We start from the raw sequence: 17,428 nt of genomic DNA on the forward strand, positions 1-17,428 counted from the left end.
CGCCTCTCCTCGATGAGAGGCGGGCTTCTGTTTTGCTGAAGATATCGGACGCATTTACTGCGCTTCTCTTTCGCTTTCCGGATTGTCTGGACAGGGATAGGCCGCATCGCTAAAAGCGCCGAAGGAGCATTTCAAGAAGGCGAAGCCTGTCGCGAGAAGGACAGGTCAAAGCCCCCAAAGGTTGGAACATGAGCGGCGTCAACGAGATACGGTCGACATTTCTCGAATATTTCAAGAAGAACGGGCATGAGATCGTGCCGTCGAGTCCGCTCGTGCCGCGCAATGATCCGACATTGATGTTCACCAATGCCGGCATGGTGCAGTTCAAGAATGTCTTCACCGGCTTGGAAACGCGCCCCTATAGCCGCGCCACCACCTCGCAAAAATGCGTGCGCGCCGGCGGCAAGCATAATGACCTCGACAATGTCGGCTATACCGCGCGTCATCACACCTTCTTCGAGATGCTGGGCAATTTCTCCTTCGGCGATTATTTCAAGGAGGAGGCGATCGGCCTTGCCTGGAAGCTGATCACGAAAGAATTCGGCCTGCCGAAGGACAAGCTCCTCGTCACCGTCTATCACACCGACGACGACGCGGCGAATTACTGGAAGAAGATCGCGGGGCTCTCCGACGAGCGCATCATCCGCATTCCCACCAGCGACAATTTCTGGGCGATGGGCGATACCGGCCCCTGCGGCCCGTGCTCGGAAATCTTCTACGACCATGGCGATCATATCTGGGGCGGCCCTCCAGGAAGCGCTGAAGAAGATGGCGACCGCTTCATTGAGATATGGAACCTCGTCTTCATGCAGTTCGAGCAGTTGACGAAGGAGGAGCGCGTGGCGCTTCCGCGTCCCTCGATCGACACCGGCATGGGGCTGGAGCGCATAGCCGCCGTGCTGCAGGGCGTGCATGACAATTACGACATCGACCTCTTCAAGGCGCTGATCCGCGCCTCGGAGGAGGCGACGGGCGTGAAGGCCGAAGGCAGCGCCCGCGCGAGCCATCGCGTCATCGCCGATCACTTACGCGCCTCGAGTTTCCTCATCGCCGATGGCGTGCTGCCGTCGAATGAGGGCCGCGGCTATGTGCTGCGCCGCATCATGCGCCGCGCCATGCGCCATGCGCAGTTGCTTGGCGCGCGCGAGCCGCTGATGTGGCGTCTTCTTCCAACGCTCATCCGCGAAATGGGCCAGGCCTATCCGGAACTGATCCGCGCCGAGGCGCTCATCTCCGAGACGCTGAAGCTCGAGGAAACCCGCTTCCGCAAGACGCTGGAGCGCGGGCTCGGGCTGCTCGGCGAGGCGACCGAAAATTTGAGCGAGGGCGCCCAGCTCGACGGCGACACCGCCTTCAAGCTCTACGACACCTATGGTTTTCCGCTCGATCTGACGCAGGATGCGCTGCGCCAGCGCGGCATCGGCGTCGATGTCGAGGGCTTCAACGCGGCCATGGAGCGCCAGAAGGCCGAGGCGCGCGCCAACTGGGCGGGCTCCGGCGAGGCGGCGACGGAAACCGTGTGGTTCTCCGTGCGCGACAAGGTCGGCGCGACGGAATTCCTTGGCTACGAGACCGAGAAGGCCGAAGGTGTCATCACGGCGCTGGTGCGTGACGGCGGGATTGTCGACAGCGCCGGGGAGGGCGAGGCAATTGCCGTCGTCGTCAACCAGACGCCGTTCTATGGCGAATCCGGCGGTCAGGTCGGCGATACCGGCACGATCTCGGGCGAAGGCTTCACCATCCAAATCACCGACACGCAGAAGAAGGGCGACGGCGTTTTCGTCCATCTGGGCCGTGTGACCAAAGGCGAGGCGAAGACCGGCGCGGCGGTGGAACTTACCGTCGATTCGGCGCGCCGCACCCGCATCCGCTCCAACCATTCCGCGACTCACCTCCTGCATGAGGCGCTGCGCGGCACGCTCGGCACCCATGTCGCGCAGAAGGGGTCGCTCGTCGCGCCCGAGCGCCTGCGCTTCGACTTTTCGCATCCGAAGCCCATCGGCCCCGAGGAATTGAAGCAGATCGAGGATGCCGCCAACGCCATCGTACTGCAGAATTCGCCTGTTACGACTCGGCTGATGGCGGTCGATGACGCCATTGCCGAGGGCGCGATGGCGCTCTTCGGCGAAAAATATGGCGACGAGGTGCGCGTCGTGTCGATGGGCTTGGCCGAGGACGGCCCGAAGGCGGGCAAGGCCTGGTCGGTCGAGCTCTGCGGCGGCACCCATGTGCGCCGCACCGGCGATATCGGGCTGATCCGCATTGTCTCCGAAGGCGCGGTCGCCGCTGGCGTGCGGCGCATCGAGGCGCTGACCGGCGAGGCGGCCCGCCGCTATCTCGAAGAGCAGGACGAGCGGGTCAAGGCCCTTGCCTCCGCGCTGAAGACGACCCCCGCCGAGGCGCTCGAGCGCGTCAACGCGCTGATCGAAGAGCGCCGCAAGCTTGAGCGCGAACTCACCGACGCCCGCAAGAAGCTGGCGCTTGGCGGCGCATCTTCCTCCGGCGGCAATGGCGCTGAAACCGTGAACGGCGTCAATTTCCTCGGCAAGGTGGTGACGGGCGTCTCGCCGCGCGATCTGAAGCCGCTGGCCGACGAGGGCAAGAAGCAGATCGGCTCCGGCGTGGTGCTATTCATCGGCGTCGGCGAGGATGGCAAGGCGAGCGCCGTGGCGGGCGTGACGGAAGACATGACCGGCCGCTTCAGCGCCGTCGACCTCGTCCGCGCCGCATCCGCAGCGCTCGGTGGTGCAGGCGGGGGCGGGCGTCCGGATATGGCGCAGGCAGGCGGTCCTGATGGCGCAAAGGCAGATGCCGCTGTCGAGGCGGTGAAGGCCGTGCTGGCTGGCTGAGCCGGTGATTATTATGAGATGAAGAGGAAACGCCGGCGATATGATGCGTCGGCGTTTCTGTATGGGGCGGTGGTGTTTCAGACGATGACCTTTTGAGGGGAGCCGCGAGAGCCCCTGTCCTGGCCGCCAAGCTGGATAAGCCTGGCGCTCCTCTCCCCCGCTTTGCGGGGGAGAGGTGGCCGCGTAGCGGACGGTGAGGGGGTGCTTGGCGCGGCGTGCAATCGGATGGGGCACACTAGGCGTTTCCATCAAACTGTGAAGCCCGTCTAATAGCTTCTGGGAAGCGCCAGGCTCCCTCAAACCAATCCGCTCTCATCCCTTAACCAGCGGCCCGATCCGATCCACGCGATTGGTCCAGATCGCGCCGTTGAAGCGGGCGGGAATGCGCTGCAGCGTTGCTTCGTCATCGACGCCGCTCGTAGACTTCTCCCAGTGGTTATCGCCGATAGTGACAAGGAGTGTCCCGTATTTTTCGAGCCGCGCAGCCAGCCGGTTCGGATAGCCCCAGATATACGGGACGAAATTCGCCGGCACCATGAACAGCGTCTGGCGGCAGTCTTTCGGCACATAGCCGCTCCAGCCGAGAAGCGCATGGCGGATGAAGCATCGGATTGCGCCGTCAGTGCCCAGAACGGTTGCCTCCGGGCTCGCGGCCTTGAAGGCGTCGATCGCCTTGCCGCCGCCATAGATCATGATATTCGCCCGCTCCGCTGCGGGGAGAACGTTGAGGCGCGCTGCGAGAAGCCGTCCTTCGCGCTCGTCATTGCTTTTGATGTTGATAAGGAATCGCCGGTCGGGAAAAGCCGACAGCACCTCATCGAGCGAAGGCATCATGCCCACGCCTTTGCCACGGAAGGGGAAGGTCTTGCCGCCATCGGCGGTATAGCCATAGCCGATATCGAGCTTTTTCAATTCGGCGAGGCTCTTCTCTCGGGTGACGCCCGTGCCCTCCGTGCGGCAATCAACCGTCCAGTCATGGAAAACGGCGAACTGGCCATCCGTCGTCGGGTGGACATCGAACTCGACAATATCGGCACCCGCGGCGAAGGCGGCGCGGAAGCCTTCGATGGTGTTCTCCAGATAGGGGTGCTCAGGCGGGAATATTCGCTCCGCCGTGCAGGTGTCGTTCCTGAGGCCCTCGCGCGAAAAGGTCTGGCCAAGGCCGCGATGGGCGATGATTTGCGGCTTCGGCTGGTCGGGGGCGGCAAGATAGTTGGTGTTGACGATAAAGGCGATGGCCGCACAGGCCGCAATGGCAAGGCCGGCGATTTTCAGAATGCCACGAATCATCTGATTTCCCCTCTCTCCCGCCTCTTCTCGGAACGAAGCCGGGCAAATCTGGGGCAAGGGGAGGGGACAGGCCGGGTTATCCCAGCCTGCCGTCATTTCAGGGGAGGCTATGCGCGGCCCGGCTATCGTCGGGCGCTTCGCCACGCGCGTCGAGCCCGTAATCCCTGACGACATGGGCGACGCGCAGGCGATAATCCTCGAACACGCCGCCGCGGCCCTTCCCTTGCGCGGCGCGGTGGGAGGGCAGGTTTCGCCATTCCCTCACCGCCTCCTCATCGCGCCAGAAGGAGAGCGACAGGAGTTTGCCGGGTTCGGTGAGGCTCTGGAAGCGCTCGATGGCGATGAAGCCGTCGATACCAAGCAGCTCCTTGCGCAGCTCGGCGGCGACGTCGAGATATTGCGCCCGGCGCGCCTCATCCGCGGGCCAGACTTCGAAGATCACGGCGATCATGGCTTGATGAGCTCCCCATGGGGGGCGGAGACGCGGGTCAGGAAAATCCGGTCCTCCTTCAAGATGAACCGCTCCTTCTTGGCAAATTCATAGTTTTCGCGACCGAGAGGGTCGTTCGCCAGTCGCGCGCGATAGGCCTCGTAGGCAGCCAGGCTTTCGATGTTGTAGACGCCATAGGCCACGGTTGCCGAACCCTCATGCGGGCCGTAATAGCCGATCAGCTCTGCCCCGCAGCGGGGAATGGCCTGACCCCAATTGCGCGCATATTCGGCAAAGGCATCCTGCCGGAACGGGTCGATCTCATAGCGGATGAAACAGGTAATCATCGGGTACTCCATGCTTGCGATGACCCGCCTTGTAACCGCTTGAACGCCGCTCATGCTTCGGTTAGCATCGAACTATGAAAGACGGTCCTGTCATTGCAAAAATCGCGGCGCTTATCGGCGATCCGGCGCGAGCGAATATGTTGACCGCGCTCATGGATGGGCGCGCGCTTACCGCCAGCGAGCTTGCCGGGGTTGCAGGCGTCACGCTGCCGACGGCGAGCGGGCATCTCGCCAAGCTCGGCGAGGCCAATCTAACGATCATGGAAAAGCAGGGGCGGCACCGCTATGTCCGCCTGTCGGGGCCGGATGTGGCGGAGGTGCTGGAGGGGCTGATGGGTCTTGCCCAGCGCACCGGCGCGGTGCGTGTGCGCACGGGGCCGAAGGATGAGGCGCTGCGCAAGGCGCGTATCTGCTACGACCATCTGGCGGGCGAGTGCGGCGTCGAGATGCTAGACGCCTCCTACCGGCTCGGCCTGATAGAGGGCGAGGAGAAGCCGACATTGACGGAAAAGGGCCGAGGCTTCTTCTCCGCCATGGGAGTTAATGTCCCGGCGCTAGAAAAGGCCAAGCGGCCCCTCTGCCGTCATTGCCTCGATTGGAGCGAGCGGCGCAACCATCTTTCCGGCGGTCTTGGCGCGGCCTTGCTCGATCATTTTATCGCAGAAGGCTGGGCGCGGCGGGAGAAAGGACGGGTGATCTCCTTTACCCCCACTGGTGCTCAGGCGTTTCGCTCAGTCTTTTCTATAGAATAGGCCTCAAGCACCAGCTTTTATGGCAGCATCGTCAAGGGCAGCGGCGCGGGTAAGCGCCTCGCGCTGCCTCAGCCGGTCCCAATAGGCAGCGAAGGCCGGGCGCGCCTCCAGCGTACCGAACTGCATGCCCCAGCCGATTTGCGAGCCGACATAGACATCCGCTGCCGTGAAGCGCGCTCCGGCGATATAGGGGTGACGGGAGACGGCCTGTTCCAGCGCGTCAACGACCGCGGCATAGCTGCCATAGCCGACCATGCGGCTTTTCTCCGCCGGCGGCTCGAGGCCCAGCGCGTGATTGGTGAGCGCGGCTTCCACGGGGCCCGCGGCGAAGAACATCCAGCGATAATAATCTGCACGTTCATCGGCGCGCGGCGCGAGGCCGGCTTTCGGGAAGGTATCGGCGAGATACGCGCAGATCGCCGCCGCCTCGGTCACTACATGCGACCCATGGCGCAATGCCGGAACCTTGCCCATGGGGTTGATCGCGCAATAATCCTCATTCTTCATCGGCGGGCCGAAATCGAGGATTTCCACCTCATAGGGCTCGCCGATCTCCTCCAGCATCCACCTGATGATACGGCCGCGCGACATGGGGTTTGTGTAAAGAGTGAGTTCAGCCATAGGGGTTTCCTCCTTCTTTCGAACAGGATGCGCCTGATTCCGGCAAAAGAAAACCCGGCTCTGCACCCTCCTTCCCCCTTGCGGGGAAGGTGCCCGCGTTAGCGGGCGGATGGGGGTGGTGACGTCCGCGCTTTTGCTGGAGAAAATAGCGTAAGCGTCACCACCCCCACCCGGCCCTTCAGGCCACCCTCCCCGCAAGGGGGAGGGAAATAGCCGTCGGCGCTTATTGCGCAGCCATCGCCTTCTTGAGGTTTTCATCGATCTTGTCGAGGAAGCCGGTGGTCGAGAGCCAGGGCTGATCCGGGCCGATCAGCAGGGCCAGATCCTTGGTCATGTAGCCGGCTTCGACCGTGTCGACGCAGACCTTCTCCAGCGTCTCGGCGAAGCGCTTCAGCTCGGCATTGTCGTCGAGTTTCGCACGATGGGCGAGGCCTCGGGTCCAGGCAAAGATCGAGGCGATGGAGTTGGTCGAGGTTTCCTGGCCCTTCTGGTGCTGGCGGTAATGACGGGTGACGGTGCCGTGCGCGGCTTCCGCTTCCACCGTCTTACCGTCAGGCGTCATCAGCACCGAGGTCATCAGGCCGAGCGAGCCGAAGCCCTGCGCTACGATGTCGGACTGCACGTCGCCGTCATAGTTCTTGCAGGCCCAGACATAGCCGCCGGACCACTTCAGCGCCGAAGCGACCATGTCGTCGATGAGGCGATGTTCGTACCAGATCTTCTTCTTCTCGAACTCGGCCTTGAACTCGGCGTCGTAGATCTCCTGGAAGATATCCTTGAAACGGCCGTCATAAGCCTTGAGGATGGTGTTCTTGGTCGAGAGATAGACCGGATAGCCGCGCTGCAGGCCGTAGTTGAACGAGGCGCGGGCGAATTCCTTGATCGATTCGTCGAGATTGTACATGGCGAGCGCAACGCCGGCGCCGGGCGCCTGATAGACCTCGTGCTCGATGACTTCGCCGTCATCGCCGACGAACTTGATCGAAAGCGTGCCCTTGCCGGGGAATTTGAAGTCGGTGGCGCGATACTGGTCGCCGAAGGCATGGCGGCCGACGATGATGGGCTTGGTCCAGCCCGGAACCAGGCGCGGCACGTTCTTGCAGATGATCGGCTCGCGGAAGATCACGCCGCCCAGAATGTTGCGGATGGTGCCGTTGGGCGACTTCCACATCTTCTTCAGCTTGAATTCCTCGACGCGGGCCTCGTCCGGCGTGATGGTGGCGCATTTCACACCGACGCCATATTCCTTGATGGCATTGGCGGCGTCGATGGTGACCTGATCATCGGTGGCATCGCGGTTCTCGACCGAAAGATCGTAATATTTCAGGTCGATATCGAGATAGGGATGGATGAGCTTGTCCTTGATGAACTGCCAGATAATGCGGGTCATCTCATCGCCGTCGAGCTCGACAACCGGGTTCGCAACCTTGATCTTTGCCATGGAGAAAAGCCTCTCTTTTGATGGGTCGCGCCCCTATAGCATCGGGAGCGAGCGAGGCAAAGCGTCATATCGGACGCAGCGAAATTTGAGTTTTTTTTGCCGCTGTGCCAGTGAGTGCGGCATTTCAACCGCATTCAGAGACTACCATGGCCGGAACGGACAAACATCGCCCCTTTATCGCCGAGGGCCCCGCCATCATTTTGGTCGAGCCGCAATTGCCGGAGAATATCGGCATGGTGGCGCGGGCCATGGCGAATTTCGGACTTAGCGAGCTGCGGCTCGTCAATCCGCGCGAGGAATTTCCGAATGAAAAGGCGCGAGCGGCGGCGAGCAAGGCGGATCATGTGATCGACGGGGCGAAGGTCTATGCGGATTTGCCTTCGGCCATCGAGGACCTCAATTTCGTCTTCGCCACTACGGCGCGGGAGCGCGACGGTTTCAAGCCCGTGCGCGGGCCGGTGGAGGCGGGGAGGGCGCTGCGGCACCGTTTCACGGCGGGAGAGAAGACGGGCATCCTTTTCGGGCGCGAGCGCTTTGGCCTTAGCAATGAGGAGGTGAGCCTCGCCGACGAGCTGGTGACCTTTCCGGTCAATCCGGCTTTCGCGTCGCTCAATATCGCGCAGGCCGTGCTGCTCATGTCCTATGAATGGATGAAATCGGGGCTTGAGAACGAGACCGACACCAATTTCCGCGGGCCGGAGCTCGAGCCGGCGAAGAAGGAAACGCTTCACGGTTTTTTCAACCATCTGGAGGAAGCTCTTGACGTGCGCGGCTATTTCCGCCCCGCCGCGCGCAAGGAGATCATGGTGCATAACCTTCGCTCCGTGCTGACCCGCGCCGGCTTTGCCGAGGCCGAGGTGAAGCTGCTGCGCGGCGTTCTCACCTCGCTCGACTATTTCACGCGCAAGAAACCGCGTGGCTCGGGCGCGCCGGAAGGACGCGAGAAGCCAAAGCCATTGAAGGGCGAAAAGGACAAAGAGGAATGACCCTTGCCGAGCCGCTAAACCGAATTGCCTCAGACGTGGTGCCGGACCGCCCCATATTGGTGTTCGACAGCGGGATCGGCGGGCTGACGGTTTTGCGTGAGGCGCGGGTACTGATGCCGGATCGGCGCTTCGTCTATGTGGCCGATGATGCGGGCTTTCCCTATGGCGGGTGGGAAGAGGGTGCGCTGAAAGGGCGTATCGTGGCGCTGTTCGGCGATCTCCTTGCTCGGCACCAGCCGGAAATCGCGATCATCGCCTGCAACACCGCCTCGACGCTGGTGCTGGAGGATCTGCGCCGCGCCTACCCTTCGACGCCCTTCGTCGGCACCGTGCCTGCGATCAAGCCCGCGGCGGAGCGGACGCGTTCCGGCCTCGTCTCGGTGCTGGCGACGCCGGGCACGGTAAAGCGGGCCTATACGCGCGACCTGATCCAATCCTTCGCCACACAATGCGATGTGCATCTGGTAGGCAGCCAGAATCTTGCCCGCATGGCCGAGGCGCATATCAGGGGCGAGGCGGCGGACGACGATGCGGTGCGCGCCGAAATCGCGCCATGCTTCATCGAGCGGGACGGGCGGCGCACGGATATCGTCGTGCTCGCCTGCACGCATTATCCGTTCATGGCCAATGTCTTCCGCCGCCTTGCACCCTGGCCGGTGGACTGGCTCGACCCCGCGGAAGCCATCGCCCGCCGCGCCTGCTCGCTGCTCAATGTCAGCGGCGCCGAGCCGGAACATGGCGACGACATCGCGATCTTCACCTCCGGCCAGCCGGATTTTTCGACGCGGAGATTGATGCAGGGGTTTGGGCTGGCTCTCGACGTCGCTTAACGCAACGCCTTCCTCACCTCCGGCGCCACCCGCGTACCGAACAGCTCGATCGTCTTCATCATCTTGTCATGCGGAAGATGGCCGAGCCCGGCCTGCATCATGAAGCGGTCATGCTTGAAATAGGAGTGTTCGAGCAGAATCTTATCGATCACCTCTTGCGGGCTGCCCACCAGAAGCGAGCCGCGCAGGCCGCGCATGGCGTCGAATTGGGCGCGGGTGGTGGGCGGCCAGCCGCGTTCGCGGCCGATCTGGCTCATCACTTCGGCATAGGGCGGGAAGAATTCGTCGGCGGCTTTCTGCGAATCTTCGCCGACATAGCCATGCGAGTTGATGCCGACGCGCAAAGTCTCCGGCGCGTGGCCGCCCTTGGCGCCCGCCTCGCGATATAGATCCACCAGCGGCTTGAACCGTTCAGGATCCCCACCGATGATGGCGAGGGCGAGCGGCAGGCCGAGAAAACCGGCGCGGGCCACCGATTGCGGTGTGCCGCCAACGGCGATCCAGACCGGCAGCGGCTCCTGCAGCGAACGCGGATAGACGCCGCGATCGTTGATCGGCGCGCGCTGCCGGCCCGACCATGTGACTCGCTCATTGGCGCGGACCGCCAGAAGCAGGTCGAGCTTTTCGGCGAAGAGCTCGTCGTAATCGTTGAGATTATAGCCGAAGAGCGGATAGGATTCGATAAAGGAGCCGCGCCCGACCATGACCTCCGCCCGGCCGCCTGAGAGGAGATCGAGCGTGGAGAAACTCTGGTACACGCGAATGGGATCGTCGGAAGAAAGCACCGTAACGGCGCTGGTCAGCCGGATAGTCTTCGTGCGGGTGGCGGCGCCGGCCAGAACGATGGCGGGGGCGGAGGCGGCATATTCGAGGCGGTGATGCTCGCCGACTCCGAAGACATCGAGCCCGACCTGATCGGCAAGTTCGATTTCTTCCATGAGGTTTTTCAGCCTTTCAGCCGGGGAGATTGCGCGCCCGGTCTTCGGGTCCGTCCCCATATCCGCGAAGGTGTAGATGCCGAGTTCCATGCGTGCCAAGCCTTTCCGGTGAGAATGATTGGCTCGCAGATAGAGCGCGCCCCGCTCCTTGTTAAGGACGCACCTTTTTGTGTTCAAGTCACCTGAAGGAAACCGATGTCTTATTCCTAAATGTAATTAAATATTAAGTATAATTATAAATATACTGGTAAATATAAATAACGGCTGGAGAAATACTATGGCTTATTGGCAGGTGCCGATATTTCTTGTTGTACTGTCGGTTGTTTCCGGCTGCGTCAGCCCGGAAGAGCGCGCCATGAGGCGGGAGCAACGGCGCCTGGAGCAGCTTCAGCAAGATCGTATGCAGTGCGCAAGTTATGGCTTCCGAACCAATACCCCAGATTTCGCCAATTGCATGATGAACATGGGAAACCAGCGCGAGATGCGAAAGCTGGAGCGCCAGCGACAGCGCGAGTTCAATGAGGCCATAGAAGGCCTTGTCGGTATGCAAGGCCAGTCCGATACCGACCGTATCAAGGAACTGGCTATCTTGCGTTCAGGGGACGAGCGCTTTCCGATCTGCAATGCCACAAGCGAGAATGCCGGTCTCGATGTGCAAGCGCACGGCTGGTACGGAAAAAACTGCCGGATGAAGTAAAGCTTCCTCCGGCAGGAGCATCAATAAGCCGCCGTGAAGCGCCTGCGGATATGCTTGCCCTGTTCGGCCTCGTCGAGGATCGCCACGGCGAGGTCCGCGGTTGAAATCCTGCTCTCATTCTTGTCATCGAAAACCGGCTGATCGCCGCCGAGGCGGTACTGCCCGGTACGCTCGCCCGGTTCCAGATGGATGGCGGGGGAGACGAAGGTCCAGTCAAGGCTGGTCTCGGCGCGAAGCTCGTTGAGCGCGTCGCGGGCGCCAAGCGCGCCTTCCTTCCACTCGGCGGGGAATTCCGGCGTGTCGATGAGCTGCAGACCGGGCGCGATTTCAAGGCTGCCCGCGCCGCCAACGACGATGAGGCGTTTTACGCCGGCCTTTTTCGCTGCTTCGTTGATCGAGCGGCTGCCTTTCACATGGGTTTTGCGGATTTCAGGATCGTCCCAGCCGGGGTTATAGGCGGAAATCACGATGTCATGCCCGGCGCCAGATCGTCGGTATCGAGCACATCGGCCTTTACCGCGGTGATACCTTTCCGCGCCGGCACTTTTTCAGGGCGACGGACGAGAGCCGTGACCCTATGGCCGCGAGAGACGGCTTCTTCGAGAAGCGGGGCGCCGACAAAGCCTGTCGCGCCGATAAGGGCGATTTTCGCCATGATTGATCCTTTCATCTATTCGGGTAGATTTCGTAATCAGGTTATCGATGGTAACTGCATACAAGATGCGCTAAAGCCCGTGAAGAACGCACTTTTTTCTATTCAGGGCACATGGGTGTTACCGCCTCGGAGGATTGAAGCATGACGATCTCGACGAAACCAAAGGCGAGCGCGCCGCTCCTTTCCACCTCGCCGGGCTTCGCGCCGGACGGGGAGGGCGGCTGCCCGATCCGCGAGGTACTGGACCGGGTGGGCGATACCTGGAGCATTCTGGTGATCCTGAATCTTCAGGAAGGCGCGCTTCGCTTCAACGCGCTGCGCCGCTCAATCGAGGGCATCTCGCAGCGCATGCTGACGGTCACGCTCCGCTCGCTCGAGCGCGACGGGCTGGTGGTGCGGCGAGTGAAGCCGGTCTCGCCGCCGGAGGTGGAATATTCGCTGACGGAGCTCGGCGCTTCGCTTGCCGGGCCAATCGACACGCTGGGCACATGGGCGGCGCACAATCGCGCAGCCTTGCGCGCGGCGCGAGCCGCATTCGACGCGGAGAACGAATAGAATCAGCTCGCGGTTTTGATCTCGATGGCCTTGATCTGGCCCTTGACGACACCGCAGCGCAGCGTGATCGTCGCCCAGTTGGTGGTATCAGCGCGCGGCCGCGCCTCGCCGGGAATTGAGATGACGGCGGAAACTTTGGTCGGGTCGCCGGCGCTGAACTTTCCCGCCTTGCGGTTCGTTTTTGCTTTGGCGATATCCTCCGCCGTGAACCCGAGGCGATCGAATCGCTTGTTCCTTTCCACGAGATCGTAGCCCGTGGCGATGCAGCTTGCCACTTGCGGCGAGGCATGCTGGTCCTTCACCAGCGTCTGGTAGTTGCGTTGAAAATCGCTTGATCTTTTCGGTGGCGTTTCCGCGTAAGCAGTACCTACGACGGCAATGAGGGTAGCGGCTGCCATTACCAGTAATTTATCGCACTTCATCGCATTACTCCTCGTATCGAAAGACATACCGTCATTATCGCGCGGAAATACATGCCACATCAATAAGACATTCCATTACTGACAGATACGTGAAGTACAATTGCTGCCGTGGCAGCCTTGGTCGAGGTGGAGATTGGTTTTGTGCGCCGCATCGCCGTCGGGGCCGATGACAGTCATGAACAGGCCGCAACTCGCCTTGTGGACCGCGCGCCAGAATTCCTTCTCCTGCGGATCGCCATTCCAGCCGGTGGCAAGCTCCGTTATCCGGCCGTTTTTCAAGCGGAAGGACATGATATCGAGCGCATTGGCGAAAGCGTGCTCGGATGTGCGGCCTGCGGAGCCGTTATTCACCTTGCGGCACTGGTAGTCGGAGCCGGTGCCGATGGTCTCGATCTCGGTGTTGAAGGATTTCAACGCCGCCGCGCGCACATGCCCCGCCCACTCTGCTAATGTAGCGGCCATGGCGCAATTGGTGGTGACCGGCGCGGTGAAACGCAAGGGATTGTCCTTGCCGATAGCGGTGAGCGACAATGGGGATTGCTCCCCGCATATGCCGTCTGAAAGTGGCGCGACAATCTTGCCCTGCACGTCGCCCTTCATGAGCGCCGGGCAGGCAGTCTGATAGACGCGCTCATCCTTCTTTGCGGCTTTTTCCTCCGGCTGCGGTGTATCTTCATGTTTCTCAGGCTGAGCCGAAGCGGGCGGCTTTTCCTGCGGCGCGGGCTCCTTTTTCTGGCGGCTCTCTTCTTCCGTTCCCGGCTTCGGCTGAGGGACCGGGACGGGCCCCGAAATCGGCGCCGCAAGAGCAGGGGACGTGAACAGGCAGAGCGCTGCGGCGAATGCGAGCGGCAATCGGAGGAAATCGGTCATGGGCGGTCTCTCTCCTCTTTCGACAAACTCAATATTGCCATGATGCCGCGTTTTGGCACGTCACGCTTGGTGACAATGCGTAAGGCAATCGGCCTGCCCGCTTGACATCGGCCTTCCGCCTGCATAGAAACCCGCCAGCGCAAGAGCCTTTGGTTCTGGCGTTTCATTGACGTGTCCCGTGGATGGCCGCCGCAATGCGTGCGCGCGCTATCCTGTCAGTCCTCGAAAACGGAGGGCAGAGGAGGGCGCGTTTCCTTGATCGAAGCTCACAAGGGCTTCGATTGCTTTTGTTTAAAGGGAAATGCGATGAGCAAGCGCGAATCCGCAAAATACAAGATCGACCGCCGTCTTGGCGAAAACATCTGGGGCCGCCCTAAGTCCCCGGTCAATCGCCGTGAATATGGCCCCGGCCAGCACGGCCAGCGCCGCAAGGGTAAGCTTTCGGACTACGGCGTCCAGCTGCGCGCCAAGCAGAAGCTCAAGGGCTATTACGGCGATATCTCCGAGAAGCAGTTCCGCAAGGTCTATGAGGAAGCCTCCCGCCGCAAGGGCGATACGGGCGAGACCTTGATCGGCATTCTGGAATCGCGCCTCGACGCCATCGTCTACCGCGCCAAGTTCGTGCCGACGATCTTCGCCGCGCGCCAGTTCGTCAACCACGGCCATGTCAACGTCAATGGCCGCCGCGTGAATATCCAGTCCTACCGCTGCAAGCCGGGCGACGTGATCGAGGTGCGCGAGAAGTCGAAGCAGCTCGCCATCGTCCTCGAAGCCACGCAGCTAGCCGAGCGCGACGTGCCTGACTATATCGAAGTCGACCACAACAAGATGACCGCGAAGTTCGCCCGCGTTCCGGCCTTCTCCGATGTGCCCTATGCGGTGCACATGGAGCCGAACCTGGTCGTCGAATTCTATTCGCGCTAAGTCTTCGGACCGTTTACAAGAGCCGCCCGGGGATTCCCGGGCGGCTTTTTGTTTGGCCAATGAGCGACGGACATGACAATTCACGACCCCGATCTCCTGTCAGAATCCGACACCGGCAGCTATCATCCGCTTTTCCGCGATGTGCCGTCGAGCGTGGCGTTCAACAAGCTGCGCAAGCGGCTGTTGCGGCAGACGCGGCAGGCGCTGGAGGATTTCGCCATGGTCAGGCCCGGCGAGCGCTGGCTGATCGGGCTCTCGGGCGGCAAGGATTCCTATGGCCTGCTGGCGCTGCTGCTCGATTTAAAATGGCGCGGGCTGCTTCCCGTGGAGCTTCTGGCCTGCAATCTCGACCAGGGGCAGCCGAATTTTCCCAAGCATGTGCTGCCGGAATTTCTCACGCGCTACGGCATACCGCACCGCATTGAATATCAGGATACCTATTCGGTGGTGACCGACAAGGTGCCGGAGAGTCAGACTTATTGCTCGCTCTGTTCCCGGCTGAGGCGTGGCAATCTCTATCGCATCGCGCGGGAGGAGGGGTGCTCGGCGCTGGTGCTGGGACATCACCGCGAAGATATTCTCGAAACCTTCTTCATGAACCTCTTCCATGGCGGCAGGCTCGCGGCGATGCCGCCGAAGCTCCTGAACGACGAGGGCGACGTGATGGTGCTGCGCCCGCTCAGCTTCGTGGCGGAGGAAGATCTGGAGAAATTTGCCGCCGCCATGCAGTTTCCCATCATCCCCTGCGATCTCTGCGGCAGCCAGGACGGCTTGCAGCGCAACGCGATGAAAGCGATGCTCGCTGATATCGAAAAGCGCATGCCGGGCCGCAAGGACACCGTGATCCGCGCGCTCGCCCATGTCCGTCCGAGCCATTTGCTGGATCGGACATTGTTCGATTTTGCGGGACTGAAATTAGAGAATGAGGGATAAGGGAGTAAGGGAGTATGTTTCCCCTCCATCTCCCTACTCACTTATTCTTCTATTTCCCTTACTCCTAATCCAAATGCACCACGTGCTCCACCGGCGCATTGTGCGGCTGGAACAGCTTTCCACGCTCGGCGGCGAGCACGAAGATCAGGGCGACGACGCCAAGCACGAAATAACCGGCGGCGATAGGGGTCGTGGTGCCGTTGAAGGTCTGCCCGATAATGGCACCGATCGTCGCGCCGATCAGCGTCTGGGTGAAGCCCAGCACCGATGACGCTGTTCCCGCTACGGCGCCGAGCGGTTCCATCGCCAGCGAATTGAAATTCGCGCCGATGGAACCGAAGCAGAACATGATGGTGGCGAACATCGTGATGAAGAGCGGGAAAGGAACCGGCCCGCGCAGCGACAGCACCAGCCAGATCATGCTGACAAGGGTGAAGACGATGAGCATGGCGTGCGAGATGCGGCGCATCCCATAGCGCCCGACCAGCCGCGAATTCAGAAAGGAAGACACCGCCATCGCCCCCGCCACGCCGGCGAAGGCGAGCGGGAACCATTTGCCTAGCTCATAGATATCGACATAGATCTGCTGCGCCGAATTGATGAAGCCGAAGAGCGAGCCGAGCAGGAAAGAGCTGGCGAGCGTATAGCAGAACGCCACGCGATTGCTGATGACGATACCGAAGCCGCCGATGATGGAGCTTACCGTGAAGGGGCGGCGATCCTCTGGATGCAGCGTCTCGGGAAGGCGGGAAAAAGTCCACACCATGACCACAAGCGCCATGACGGCCATGGAAGCGAAAATCAGATGCCATTCGCCGAAGAGCATGATCATCTGCCCCGTGGCGGGCGCGATGACCGGCAGGATCATGAACACCATCATGACGAGCGACATCACCTCGGCCATCTGGCGTCCGCCGAAGGTGTCGCGCACGATGGAGACGGCTATGACCCGCGTCGCCGCCGCGCCGACGCCCTGGAGCACGCGGAAGGCGAGGAGGGCGGCGAAACTGTCCGAAAGCGCGGCGCCGACCGCCGATATAATATAGATGGCAAGGCCGAAGAGCAGAGGCGGACGGCGGCCGAAGCGGTCGCTAAGCGGGCCATAGGCGAGCTGGCAGATGCCGAAGCCCAGAAAATAGGCGGAGATGACATATTGCCGGTGATTTTCCGAGGCGACGCCGAGGCTCGCGCCGATCTCCTGCAATCCGGGCAGCATGATGTCGATGGCAAGCGCGTTGATCGCCATCAATGCAGCGATGAGCGCGATGAATTCCACTCGTCCGAGCTGTTTCCTCGGTCGTTCCAATTGTGTCGTTTGCAAAATCGGTCCTCATAATCCGCTGAAGCATGATCCGGAACCCAACGTCGCGCCGGCAAATGGCAGACAGTTCGGATGGGTCATGCGACGAAAACAAGCGCTTGGGACGCCGGGATGCCCCGTTTCAGTCCGGTAATATCCCGTTCAAGCGTAATGAATCAAACAACGCGAAAGGCGCCGGAGTGCCGGCGCCTCGGTAACTTCCGGTAATGGGAAATTCAACGGCCGGTCAAGCTGCCTTGGTGGCAATGCCCTTGCCGGTGAAGAGATCCTGCAGTTCGCCCGCCTGGAACATCTCGCGCACAATATCGCAGCCGCCGATGAACTCACCCTTCACATAGAGCTGCGGAATGGTCGGCCAGTTGGAATATTCCTTGATGCCCTGGCGCAGTTCGTCCGAGGAAAGCACGTTGATGCCTTTGTAATCGACGCCGATATAGTCGAGGATCTGAACGACCTGTCCGGAAAAACCGCATTGCGGGAAGCCGGGCGTGCCCTTCATGAAAAGCACGACGTCGTTGTTCTTGACTTCGCTGTCGATCAATTCGCTGATGCCGCTCATGGGGATCT

18 protein-coding genes and 1 pseudogene are annotated in these 17,428 nt (G+C 61.5%); 8 read left to right on the plus strand and 11 right to left on the minus strand.

Annotation, left to right across the window (positions count from 1 at the left end; translation table 11 throughout):
- The first annotated feature begins 188 nt into the window (after positions 1-188).
- A complete protein-coding gene (gene alaS, locus ACOWVG_RS10055) occupies positions 189-2,849 on the plus strand; it encodes an alanine--tRNA ligase (protein ID WP_420961875.1) in 2,661 nt (886 codons plus the stop codon).
- 312 nt (positions 2,850-3,161) lie between these two features.
- Here alaS and ACOWVG_RS10060 read toward each other — a convergent pair whose 3' ends face one another.
- The 3 genes from ACOWVG_RS10060 to ACOWVG_RS10070 all read right to left on the minus strand — a co-directional run bounded on the left by ACOWVG_RS10060 (position 3,162) and on the right by ACOWVG_RS10070 (position 4,916).
- Positions 3,162-4,139 (minus strand): glycerophosphodiester phosphodiesterase family protein, encoded by a 978-nt coding sequence (locus tag ACOWVG_RS10060; RefSeq protein WP_420961877.1) that lies wholly within the window; start codon positions 4,137-4,139, stop codon positions 3,162-3,164.
- A gap of 97 nt (positions 4,140-4,236) precedes the next feature.
- A complete protein-coding gene (locus ACOWVG_RS10065) occupies positions 4,237-4,590 on the minus strand; it encodes an antibiotic biosynthesis monooxygenase family protein (RefSeq protein ID WP_420961878.1) in 354 nt (117 codons plus the stop codon).
- On the minus strand, positions 4,587-4,916 hold the full coding sequence (locus ACOWVG_RS10070; RefSeq protein WP_420961880.1) for an NIPSNAP family protein: 330 nt from the start codon (positions 4,914-4,916) through the stop codon (positions 4,587-4,589). The genes ACOWVG_RS10065 and ACOWVG_RS10070 overlap by 4 nt, the downstream gene beginning before the upstream one ends.
- A 74-nt stretch (positions 4,917-4,990) precedes the next feature.
- Here ACOWVG_RS10070 and ACOWVG_RS10075 point away from each other — a divergent pair, with 74 nt between their 5' ends.
- Positions 4,991-5,668 carry an ArsR/SmtB family transcription factor gene (locus ACOWVG_RS10075; RefSeq protein WP_420961882.1) on the plus strand — a complete coding sequence of 226 codons (678 nt, stop codon included), beginning with the start codon at positions 4,991-4,993 and terminating at the stop codon, positions 5,666-5,668.
- 3 nt (positions 5,669-5,671) lie between these two features.
- Here the strand turns inward: ACOWVG_RS10075 and ACOWVG_RS10080 are convergent, their stop codons facing one another.
- Complete coding sequence (locus tag ACOWVG_RS10080; RefSeq protein WP_420961884.1) at positions 5,672-6,289, minus strand: glutathione S-transferase family protein; 618 nt, start codon at positions 6,287-6,289, stop codon at positions 5,672-5,674.
- A 223-nt stretch (positions 6,290-6,512) separates the two neighbouring features.
- Positions 6,513-7,730, minus strand: a complete 1,218-nt coding sequence (locus ACOWVG_RS10085; protein WP_420961885.1) for an NADP-dependent isocitrate dehydrogenase — start codon at positions 7,728-7,730, stop codon at positions 6,513-6,515.
- A gap of 146 nt (positions 7,731-7,876) precedes the next feature.
- On the opposite strand from ACOWVG_RS10085, the gene ACOWVG_RS10090 reads away from it, so the two are divergent.
- Positions 7,877-8,716 carry an RNA methyltransferase gene (locus ACOWVG_RS10090; protein WP_420961887.1) on the plus strand — a complete coding sequence of 280 codons (840 nt, stop codon included), beginning with the start codon at positions 7,877-7,879 and terminating at the stop codon, positions 8,714-8,716.
- Positions 8,713-9,546: a glutamate racemase gene (gene murI, locus ACOWVG_RS10095; protein WP_420961889.1), complete on the plus strand. Its 834-nt coding sequence runs from the start codon at positions 8,713-8,715 to the stop codon at positions 9,544-9,546. The genes ACOWVG_RS10090 and murI overlap by 4 nt, the downstream gene beginning before the upstream one ends.
- On the opposite strand, the gene ACOWVG_RS10100 is transcribed toward murI, so the two are convergent.
- The gene (locus ACOWVG_RS10100) at positions 9,543-10,574 is read right to left on the minus strand and encodes an LLM class flavin-dependent oxidoreductase (RefSeq protein WP_420961891.1); all 1,032 of its coding nucleotides are present in this window, start codon (positions 10,572-10,574) and stop codon (positions 9,543-9,545) included. The two genes, murI and ACOWVG_RS10100, sit on opposite strands and share 4 nt — an antisense overlap.
- 187 nt (positions 10,575-10,761) lie before the next feature.
- On the opposite strand from ACOWVG_RS10100, the gene ACOWVG_RS10105 reads away from it, so the two are divergent.
- The gene (locus tag ACOWVG_RS10105) at positions 10,762-11,181 is read left to right on the plus strand and encodes a hypothetical protein (RefSeq protein WP_420961892.1); all 420 of its coding nucleotides are present in this window, start codon (positions 10,762-10,764) and stop codon (positions 11,179-11,181) included.
- 20 nt (positions 11,182-11,201) lie between these two features.
- On the opposite strand, the pseudogene ACOWVG_RS10110 reads toward ACOWVG_RS10105, so the two are convergent.
- Positions 11,202-11,836 (minus strand): annotated as a pseudogene (locus ACOWVG_RS10110) (NAD(P)-dependent oxidoreductase).
- A 141-nt stretch (positions 11,837-11,977) separates the two neighbouring features.
- Here ACOWVG_RS10110 and ACOWVG_RS10115 point away from each other — a divergent pair.
- Positions 11,978-12,391 carry a winged helix-turn-helix transcriptional regulator gene (locus ACOWVG_RS10115; protein WP_420961894.1) on the plus strand — a complete coding sequence of 138 codons (414 nt, stop codon included), beginning with the start codon at positions 11,978-11,980 and terminating at the stop codon, positions 12,389-12,391.
- 2 nt (positions 12,392-12,393) lie between these two features.
- Here the strand turns inward: ACOWVG_RS10115 and bspC are convergent, their stop codons facing one another.
- Positions 12,394-12,813: a type IV secretion system effector BspC gene (gene bspC, locus ACOWVG_RS10120; RefSeq protein ID WP_420961895.1), complete on the minus strand. Its 420-nt coding sequence runs from the start codon at positions 12,811-12,813 to the stop codon at positions 12,394-12,396.
- A 75-nt stretch (positions 12,814-12,888) separates the two neighbouring features.
- The gene (locus ACOWVG_RS10125; protein ID WP_420961896.1) at positions 12,889-13,683 is read right to left on the minus strand and encodes an extensin family protein; all 795 of its coding nucleotides are present in this window, start codon (positions 13,681-13,683) and stop codon (positions 12,889-12,891) included.
- A gap of 306 nt (positions 13,684-13,989) precedes the next feature.
- Here ACOWVG_RS10125 and rpsD point away from each other — a divergent pair, with 306 nt between their 5' ends.
- Complete coding sequence (gene rpsD, locus ACOWVG_RS10130; RefSeq protein WP_420961898.1) at positions 13,990-14,607, plus strand: 30S ribosomal protein S4; 618 nt, start codon at positions 13,990-13,992, stop codon at positions 14,605-14,607.
- A gap of 72 nt (positions 14,608-14,679) precedes the next feature.
- Entirely contained in the window at positions 14,680-15,540 is an 861-nt protein-coding gene (ttcA, locus tag ACOWVG_RS10135; RefSeq protein WP_420961900.1) for a tRNA 2-thiocytidine(32) synthetase TtcA, read from the plus strand.
- A gap of 64 nt (positions 15,541-15,604) precedes the next feature.
- Here the strand turns inward: ttcA and ACOWVG_RS10140 are convergent, their stop codons facing one another.
- Both ACOWVG_RS10140 and grxD read right to left on the minus strand, forming a co-directional pair.
- Positions 15,605-16,864, minus strand: coding sequence for a multidrug effflux MFS transporter (locus ACOWVG_RS10140; RefSeq protein ID WP_420962405.1), 1,260 nt, complete (start codon positions 16,862-16,864; stop codon positions 15,605-15,607).
- A 223-nt stretch (positions 16,865-17,087) separates the two neighbouring features.
- A complete protein-coding gene (grxD, locus tag ACOWVG_RS10145) occupies positions 17,088-17,420 on the minus strand; it encodes a Grx4 family monothiol glutaredoxin (RefSeq protein WP_420961902.1) in 333 nt (110 codons plus the stop codon).
- Positions 17,421-17,428 lie beyond the last annotated feature (8 nt).

The sequence above is a fragment of the Brucella sp. IR073 genome (genome assembly GCF_049065735.1).
Taxonomy (GTDB): domain Bacteria; phylum Pseudomonadota; class Alphaproteobacteria; order Rhizobiales; family Rhizobiaceae; genus Paramesorhizobium.